Below are 7,801 nucleotides of genomic sequence, written 5' to 3'. Positions count from 1 at the left end.
ACTGCTCCGGATACTTTGACCTGCGAGACACCAGGACATCCTCCCTCCAGACCACTGTCTGGAATCAAGGTGTCCAGCCCCACGGGGCAACTCCAGACTCGAGCGCGGCCACCGCCGTGTCGACCCTTCAATCACGCGTGTCGGCTCCCCAATCACGCGTGTTGGCGTTCCCTTCACACGGCGGGGCCGTTGATGGCGCGGCGGAAGAGGGTTTCGATCTCCTCGCGCGTCGGGCGGGGGTCGGCCAGGGCCGCCTGCATCAGGAGGCCGCAGAACAACCCGGCGAGGAGCCGGCCGGTGAGCGGGTCCGTGCGGGAGCCGAAGAACGCGATCAGGGCGTCGTCCCAGGCCGCGCTCGCCTTGCGCAGCCGCGGCCGGTGCAGCGCGGCCACGTACAGGTCGTACTCGACCACGGTGTCGCGGTACTGCTCGTTGATGTAGCCCATGACCAGGTCGGCGAGGGCCGCGGCGAAGTCGGCGTCCGGCGGCAGCGCCGACTCCCACTCCTTCAGCGCGTGGACGTTCTTCTCCGCCGCCTCGACCAGGGCCACTTCCAGCAGGTCGTCCAGGGTCGCGAAGTGGTAGGTCGTCGAGCCCAGCGGCACGCCGGCGGCCGCCGCGACGGCCCGGTGGGTGACGCCGTCGATCCCCCGCTGGGCGACGACCTCGATCGCCGCCTTGGCGATCCGCGCCCGCCGTTCCGGGTCGTTCGGGCCGCGGCGCCGGGCCGCGGCGGGTTCCGTGTTCGACATCGGTGTCGAGCCCCCTTGTGGACATCTGTACACGCTTCGCGTACAAATGTACGCACTCAACGCGCCGAGCAGCCACTACCGATCCGGGAAGGGCCGCATGAAAGACCTCCACATCGACGGCATTTGGACGGACGCGTCCGCCGGAACACGCTCCGACGTGCTGAACCCCGCCACCGGCCAGGTCATCGAGACCGTCGCCGAAGCGGGCCGCGAGGAGGTCGACGCCGCCGTCAGAGCCGCCCGCCGGGCCTTCGACGGAGGTCCGTGGCGGCAGACGACCGCCACCGAACGCGGCGCCCTGCTCCGCAAGGTCGCCGACCTCCTGGTCCGCGACCGCGAGGAACTGGCCCGCACCGAAAGCCTCGACACCGGTAAGACGCTGGGCGAAGGCCGCATCGACATCGACGACGTGACGAACGTCTTCCGCTACTACGCCGACCTCGCCGGCAAGGACGCCGGACGCCTGGTCGACGCCGGCAGCGCGACCGTCGTCAGCCGGATCGTGCACGAACCGGTCGGCGTCTGCGCACTGATCGCGCCCTGGAACTACCCGCTGCTCCAGATGTCCTGGAAGGTCGCGCCGGCCCTCGCCGCGGGCAACACCGTGGTGCTCAAGCCCAGCGAGGTCACCCCGCTGACCACGATCAAGCTGGTCGCCCTGCTCGAAGAAGCCGGCACGCCACCCGGCGTGGTCAACCTCCTGCTCGGCGACGGCCGCGTCGGCGCGGCGATGGTCGAGCACCCGGCCGTGGACCTGGTCTCGTTCACCGGCGGCTACGCGACCGGTGAAAAGATCATGGCCGCCGCCGCGAAGGGCGTCCGCCGGGTCGCCCTCGAACTCGGCGGCAAGAACCCGAACATCGTCTTCGCCGACGCCGACTACGAAACGGCGCTCGATTACGCCCTGATGGCGGCGTTCGTCCATTCCGGACAGGTCTGTTCAGCGGGCGCGCGGCTGATCGTCCAAGATGGAATCCATGATCGGTTCGTCGCCGACCTCGCCGCACGTGCCGACCGCATCCGGGTCGGCGACGGCCTCGATCCCGCGACCGAAACGGGCCCGCTCGTCTCGGCGCAGCACCGCGCCAAGGTCGAGGGCTACATCGAAAGGGCTCTCGCGGAGGGCGCCCAGCTCCGGGCGGGCGGCAAGCGGCCCGAAGGACCGGAGTACGAAAGCGGTTTCTTCCTGCGCCCCACCGTTTTCTCCGGCTGCACGAGGGAGATGGCGATCGTCCGGGAAGAGGTCTTCGGCCCGGTCGTCACCGTGGAACGCTTCGCGCAAGAGGCTGACGCGATCGCGCTGGCCAACGACACCGAGTACGGGCTCGCCGGAGCCGTGTGGACGTCGGACGCGTCCCGCGCCCAGCGGGTCGCCGGGGCCCTGCGCCACGGCACCGTGTGGATCAACGACTACCACCCCTACCTGCCCCAGGCGGAGTGGGGCGGGTTCGGCAAATCGGGCATCGGCCGCGAACTCGGGCCGTCCGGGCTGGCCGAGTACCAGGAGAGCAAGCACGTCTACCAGAACATCGACCCTGTTCCGCAGCGCTGGTTCAAAGGCTGAAGCTTCCCCCACCACCACGTAAGGACGCTGCCATGACCACCCAGGAAATACCGGCGGGCGGGGGGCCTGCTGCCGACGACAACTCCGACCTCGAAAAGTTCGGCTACCGCCAGGAGCTGGAGCGCTCGCTCGGCTCGTTCTCCAGCTTCGCCGCCGGCTTCAGCTACATCTCCATCTTGACCGGCGTGTTCCAGCTGTTCTTCTTCGGCTTCGGCTCGGGCGGGCCGGCGTTCATCTGGACGTGGCCGCTGGTCTTCGTCGGCCAGGCGGCCGTTGCGCTGTGCTTCGCCGAGCTCGCCGGGCAGTTCCCGCTCGCCGGCTCGGTGTACCAGTGGGCCAAGCAGATCGCGAAACCGGCGACGTCGTGGCTGGCCGGGTGGATCATGATCATCGGCGCGATCGTGACGGCGGCCGCCGTCGCGGTGGCGTACCAGATCATCCTGCCGCAGGTGTCGACCGCGTTCCAGCTCGTCGGCAGCGACGACGACGCCGGCCTGACGTCGACGCCGGGCGGCGCGCAGAACGCCATCATCCTGGCCCTGGTGCTGGTCGTGTTCGCCACGATCGTCAACATCATCGGCGTCAAGCTGATGGCGAAGATCAACAACTTCGGTGTCGCGGTGGAGCTCGGCGCGAGCGTCCTGCTGGTGATCGCGCTGGCCATCCACATCAAGCGCGGCCCCGGCCTGGTCTTCGACACCGCCGGCACCGGTGAGGGTCACTCGTTCGGGTACCTCGGGGCGTTCCTGGTGGCGTCGCTGATGAGCGCGTACGTCTTCTACGGCTTCGACACCGCGGGCTCGCTGGCCGAGGAGACCACCCAGCCGCGGCGGCACGCGCCCCGCGCGATCCTCCGGGCGATCACGGCGGCGTTCATCGTCGGCGGGCTGATCATGCTGTTCGGCATGATGGCCGTCGGCGACCTGAGCGCCAAGGAGCTCAGCACCTCCGGCATGCCCTACCTGCTCAAGAGCACCCTCGGCGAAGGGCTCGGCGACGCCTTCCTGATCTGCTCGGCCATCGCGATCACCGTCTGCTGCCTCGCCGTGCAGACCGCGGCGATCCGGATGACCTGGGCGATGGCCCGCGACGGCCGCCTGCCGTTCAGCCGCGCGATGGCGAAGGTGTCGCCGCGCTCCAAGACGCCGGTGCTGCCGGCGCTGCTGACCGGTGGCCTCACCGTCGTCGTGCTGCTGATCAACCTCGGCAACCAGCGGGCGTTCTTCATCCTGACCTCGACGGCGATCATCCTGTTCTACATCCCCTACCTGATGGTCACCGGCCCGATGCTCGTCCGTCGCCTGCGCGGCGGCTGGCCGCGCCCGGAGCACGGCCCGTACTTCAAGCTGGGCCGCTGGGGCACGGTGGTGAACCTGGTGGCGGTGGTCTACGGCGCGGCCATGACGATCAACCTGATCTGGCCGCGCGCCGAGGTCTACGGCTCCGACCACTGGTACTTCCAGTGGGGCGCGGTGATCGTCACCGGGCTGATCGTGATCATCGGTGCGATCATGCTCTACGTCCGGCGCCGCACCTGGGGCTCCGCGCACACGAGCCCCGAACACATGCCCGACAACGCCCCGGACACCCTGCCCGGCTAGGAGGACGCATGAGCACCGAAACCTACGACTTCGTCATCGTCGGCGGTGGTTCGGCGGGCTGCGCGCTGGCGAACCGGCTGTCGGCCGACCCGTCGAACAAGGTCCTCGTCCTGGAGGCGGGGCGGTCCGACTACAAGTGGGACGTCTTCATCCACATGCCGGCCGCGCTGACCTTCCCGATCGGGTCGAAGTTCTACGACTGGGGCTACCGCAGCGAACCCGAGCCGTACATGAACCGCCGTCGCATTTACCACGCGCGCGGCAAGGTGCTCGGCGGGTCCTCCAGCATCAACGGGATGATCTTCCAGCGCGGCAACCCGATGGACTACGAGCGCTGGGGCGCCGACCCCGGGATGTCCACTTGGGACTACGCGCACTGCCTGCCGTACTTCAACCGGATGGAGAACTGCCTGGCCGACCCACCGGACGGTCAGTGGCGCGGCCACGACGGTCCGCTGGAGCTGGAGCGCGGCCCGGCGTCGAACCCGTTGTTCAAGGCCTTCTTCGACGCCGCCGAGGAAGCGGGTTACCCGCGCACCGACGACGTCAACGGCTACCGGCAGGAGGGCTTCGCGGCCTTCGACCGGAACGTCCGGAAAGGACGGCGGCTGTCGGCCGCCGGCGCCTACCTGCACCCGGTGATGAACCGGCCGAACCTCACGGTGAAGACGCACGCGTTCGTCTCGCAGGTCCTCTTCGACGGCACGCGCGCGGTCGGCGTCGAGTACTCGCAGGGCCGGGGCGTGCCGGGCGAGGTGTACGGCAAGGAGATCATCCTCTGCGGCGGCGCGATCAACACCCCGCAGCTGCTGCAGCTCTCCGGCGTCGGCAACGCCGCCGAGCTCGAGAAGCTCGGCATCGACGTCGTGAAGGACCTGCCGGGCGTCGGCGAGAACCTCCAGGACCACCTGGAGGTGTACATCCAGTACGCCTGCAAGCAACCGGTGTCGATGCAGCCGTCGCTGGCGAAGTGGAAGCGGCCCTACATCGGCGCGCAGTGGCTGTTCCTGCGGTCCGGGCCGGCCGCGACCAACCACTTCGAGGGCGGCGGGTTCGTCCGGTCGAACGACGAGGTGAAGTACCCGAACCTGATGTTCCACTTCCTGCCGGTGGCGATCCGCTACGACGGGTCGTCGCCCACGGGCGGCCACGGCTACCAGGTGCACGTCGGCCCGATGTACGCCGACACCCGCGGCTCGGTGAAGATCACCTCGACCGACCCGCGGCAGCACCCGGCGATCAAGTTCAACTACCTGTCGACCGAGACCGACCGCAAGGAGTGGGTCGAGGCCGTGCGGGTCGCCCGGAAGATCCTCAACCAGTCCGCCCTGGACCCGTTCAACGGCGGCGAGATCTCCCCGGGACCGTCGGTCGAAACCGACGAAGAGATCCTCGACTGGGTCGCCAAGGACGCCGAAACCGCGCTGCACCCGTCGTGCACGGCCAAGATGGGCGTGGACGAGAAGTCCGTCGTCGACCCGCAGACCATGCGGGTGCACGGCACCGAGGGCCTGCGCGTGGTCGACGCGTCGGTGATGCCCTACATCACCAACGGCAACATCTACGCCCCGGTGATGATGGCCGCCGAGAAGGCCGCCGACCTGATCCTCGGCAACACCCCGCTCGCCCCGATCAAGCTGCCATTCTACCGGCACGGGGAGAACTAGCTCCGGCGTCGTCGCGCCCGTACCGCCATCATCGGTACGGGCCGTCGGCGTGCCCGGGATACCCGTTACCCGGTAACGAAAACTACCCGGGCGTACCCCCTTGACGACGTCCTCCGGGGGATTCAGACTTTGTTGCGGATCACAGTTGATGTTCCCCTATGCGCAACAGTCTCGGAGGACCCATGATTCGCGCGTGCACGGTGGACGAACTGCCCCCCGGTGAGTCCGTCCGGATCCCCGGGCCGCCCGCCATCGCGGTGTTCCACACCGAGGACGGCGAGCTGTACGCCATCGGCGACACGTGCACCCACCAGGACGCCTCCCTGGCCGACGGCTGGCTCGAAGGCTGCTTCGTCGAGTGCCCGCTGCACGCGGCGCTGTTCGACCTGCGCACGGGCATGCCGACCTGCCTGCCGGCGAAGGACCCGGTGCGCACGTACGCCGTGGTCGTCGACGAAGGCGTCGTCTACGTCCAAGGCGTGGCCGACGAGGACGCCGCGTGAAGCGCGTCGCGGTCGTCGGCGCTTCGCTCGCCGGGGTCCGCGCGGCGCAGGAGCTGCGCGCGCAGGGGTACGACGGCGGGATCGTGCTGATCGGCGACGAGCCGCACCTGCCCTACGACCGGCCGCCGCTGTCGAAGGCCTTCCTGTCCGGGACGGCTTCGCGGGAGTCGCTGGACCTGCTCGACACCGGTGACCTGGCGTCCCTGGCCCTGGACTTCCGGCTCGGCGTCCGGGCGACGGCGCTGGAGCCGGCCGACCGGCGCGTGCTGCTGTCGGACGGCACCTCGGTGCACGCGGACGGCGTCGTGATCGCCACCGGCGGCCGGGCGCGCACGCTGCCCGGCTTCGAGGGCGCCCACACGCTGCGGACGGTCGACGACGCGCTTGCCCTGCGCGCGGCGTTGGTGCCCGGCGCGCGCGTGGTGATCATCGGGGCCGGGTTCATCGGCGCCGAGGTGGCCTCGACGTGCCGGTCACTGGGGCTGGACGTGGTCGTCCTGGAGGCCTTGGCCGCTCCCCTGGCGCCGGTGCTGGGCCCTTCGCTGGCCGCTGTCTGTGCCCGGCTGCACGTCGAGCACGGCACGGACCTGCGCTGCGGCGTCTCGGCGACGGGCATGGACGCGGCGGGCGTCCACCTGGCCGACGGTTCCCTCGTCCCGGCCGACGTGGTCGTTGCCGGCGTCGGGATGACGCCGGCGACCGAGTGGCTGACGGGCTCGGGGTTGAAGGTCGGCAACGGCGTCCACACCGACGCGGGCTTGGTCACGGACCTGCCACAGGTGGTGGCGGTGGGCGACGTGGCCCGGTACGGGGGCCGGCGGCACGAGCACTGGACGAACGCCTCCGAGCAGGCGCCGGTGGCGGTGGCCAACCTGCTGGCCGGGCACAGCGTGCGGACGTACACACCCAGCGGATACGTCTGGTCGGACCAGTATTCGGGGACGTTGCAGCTGGCCGGGCACCCACGTCCGGACGACACGCTTTCGTTCGTGGACGGCAACCCGGCTTCGTCGTCGTTCGTGGCGACGTTCTCGCGGGACGGCGCGACGGTCGGCGTCTTCGCCCTGAACAACGCGAAGCTGTTCAACCGCATGCGGCGCCAAGCCCTGCGCCGTCCGGCGACCGTCTGAAAGTCTCAACCGGTCTTCCAAGGATACGCTTCACCCACATGGAGCTGACCCTCGCCGAACTCCGGGCGTTGACGGGCTGGGCCGCGGCCTGCGCGGCCCGGACCCTGCCGCTGTACGAATCCCGGGTCCCCGACGACCCCCGCCCCCGCGAGGCGATCTCCGCGGCTCAGGAGTTCGCCGCCGGCGGCCCGCGCACCAAGGCCCTGCGCACGGCGGCCTGGGCGGCGCTGGCCGCGGCCGGCGCGACGGCCGACCCGGTCGCCTCCGCCGCCGCGCGCGCAGCCGTCGGCGCGGCCGGGGCCGCGTACCTGCACCCCCTGGCGTCACCTCACCAGGTGAAGCACATCGTGGGCCCGGCCCAGCAGGCGGCACTGGCGTGCGAACTGGCGGGTGGTTCCGCGGAGGCGGAGATCGAGTGGGCGCTCGCGCAGGCCCCGCCGGAGGTGCGCGAAACGCTGGAGAAGTTCCCGCCCGGCAACCCGGGCAAAACCCGACTGGGCGAGCTGCACCGCCGGCTGGAGTCCGCCCTCCGAGCACCGCGCGACGGGCATCGCCCGTGATGCCCGTCGCGGTACTCCGCCACG

At 70.2% G+C, this 7,801-nt stretch carries 7 protein-coding genes; 6 read left to right on the top strand and 1 reads right to left on the bottom strand.

Going from position 1 to position 7,801, the window contains the following annotated elements:
* Window positions 1–173: 173 nt before the first annotated feature.
* On the bottom strand, window positions 174–752 hold the full coding sequence (locus ACFVYA_RS39980) for a TetR/AcrR family transcriptional regulator (RefSeq protein ID WP_387052510.1): 579 nt from the start codon (window positions 750–752) through the stop codon (window positions 174–176).
* Between the two features lie 97 nt (window positions 753–849).
* Here ACFVYA_RS39980 and ACFVYA_RS39975 point away from each other — a divergent pair, with 97 nt between their 5' ends.
* The 6 genes from ACFVYA_RS39975 to ACFVYA_RS39950 all read left to right on the top strand — a co-directional run bounded on the left by ACFVYA_RS39975 (window position 850) and on the right by ACFVYA_RS39950 (window position 7,777).
* The gene (locus ACFVYA_RS39975) at window positions 850–2,316 is read left to right on the top strand and encodes an aldehyde dehydrogenase family protein (RefSeq protein ID WP_387052508.1); all 1,467 of its coding nucleotides are present in this window, start codon (window positions 850–852) and stop codon (window positions 2,314–2,316) included.
* Between the two features lie 32 nt (window positions 2,317–2,348).
* Window positions 2,349–3,917 carry an amino acid permease gene (locus tag ACFVYA_RS39970; protein ID WP_387052506.1) on the top strand — a complete coding sequence of 523 codons (1,569 nt, stop codon included), beginning with the start codon at window positions 2,349–2,351 and terminating at the stop codon, window positions 3,915–3,917.
* Window positions 3,918–3,925: 8 nt separating this feature from the next.
* Window positions 3,926–5,584: a choline dehydrogenase gene (betA, locus tag ACFVYA_RS39965; RefSeq protein ID WP_387052504.1), complete on the top strand. Its 1,659-nt coding sequence runs from the start codon at window positions 3,926–3,928 to the stop codon at window positions 5,582–5,584.
* A 182-nt stretch (window positions 5,585–5,766) separates the two neighbouring features.
* Complete coding sequence (locus tag ACFVYA_RS39960) at window positions 5,767–6,087, top strand: bifunctional 3-phenylpropionate/cinnamic acid dioxygenase ferredoxin subunit (protein WP_285985711.1); 321 nt, start codon at window positions 5,767–5,769, stop codon at window positions 6,085–6,087.
* Complete coding sequence (locus tag ACFVYA_RS39955) at window positions 6,084–7,217, top strand: NAD(P)/FAD-dependent oxidoreductase (RefSeq protein ID WP_387052502.1); 1,134 nt, start codon at window positions 6,084–6,086, stop codon at window positions 7,215–7,217. Before ACFVYA_RS39960 ends, ACFVYA_RS39955 begins: the two co-directional genes overlap by 4 nt.
* A 38-nt stretch (window positions 7,218–7,255) precedes the next feature.
* Window positions 7,256–7,777, top strand: a complete 522-nt coding sequence (locus ACFVYA_RS39950; RefSeq protein ID WP_387052500.1) for a putative immunity protein — start codon at window positions 7,256–7,258, stop codon at window positions 7,775–7,777.
* The last annotated feature ends 24 nt before the right edge of the window (window positions 7,778–7,801 follow it).

This window comes from Amycolatopsis sp. NPDC058278, from assembly GCF_042881395.1.
Classification (GTDB): Bacteria; Actinomycetota; Actinomycetes; order Mycobacteriales; family Pseudonocardiaceae; genus Amycolatopsis.
This window is presented reverse-complemented; position numbering and strand designations above follow the sequence as displayed.

What these genes read in the sequence shown, in the direction of transcription:
- ACFVYA_RS39980 (WP_387052510.1), bottom strand. Translation starts at nt 752, where the DNA reads ATGTCGAACACGGAACCCGCCGCGGCCCGGCGCCGCGGCCCGAACGAC.
- ACFVYA_RS39975 (WP_387052508.1), top strand. Translation starts at nt 850, where the DNA reads ATGAAAGACCTCCACATCGACGGCATTTGGACGGACGCGTCCGCCGGA.
- ACFVYA_RS39970 (WP_387052506.1), top strand. Translation starts at nt 2,349, where the DNA reads ATGACCACCCAGGAAATACCGGCGGGCGGGGGGCCTGCTGCCGACGAC.
- betA (WP_387052504.1), top strand. Translation starts at nt 3,926, where the DNA reads ATGAGCACCGAAACCTACGACTTCGTCATCGTCGGCGGTGGTTCGGCG.
- ACFVYA_RS39960 (WP_285985711.1), top strand. Translation starts at nt 5,767, where the DNA reads ATGATTCGCGCGTGCACGGTGGACGAACTGCCCCCCGGTGAGTCCGTC.
- ACFVYA_RS39950 (WP_387052500.1), top strand. Translation starts at nt 7,256, where the DNA reads ATGGAGCTGACCCTCGCCGAACTCCGGGCGTTGACGGGCTGGGCCGCG.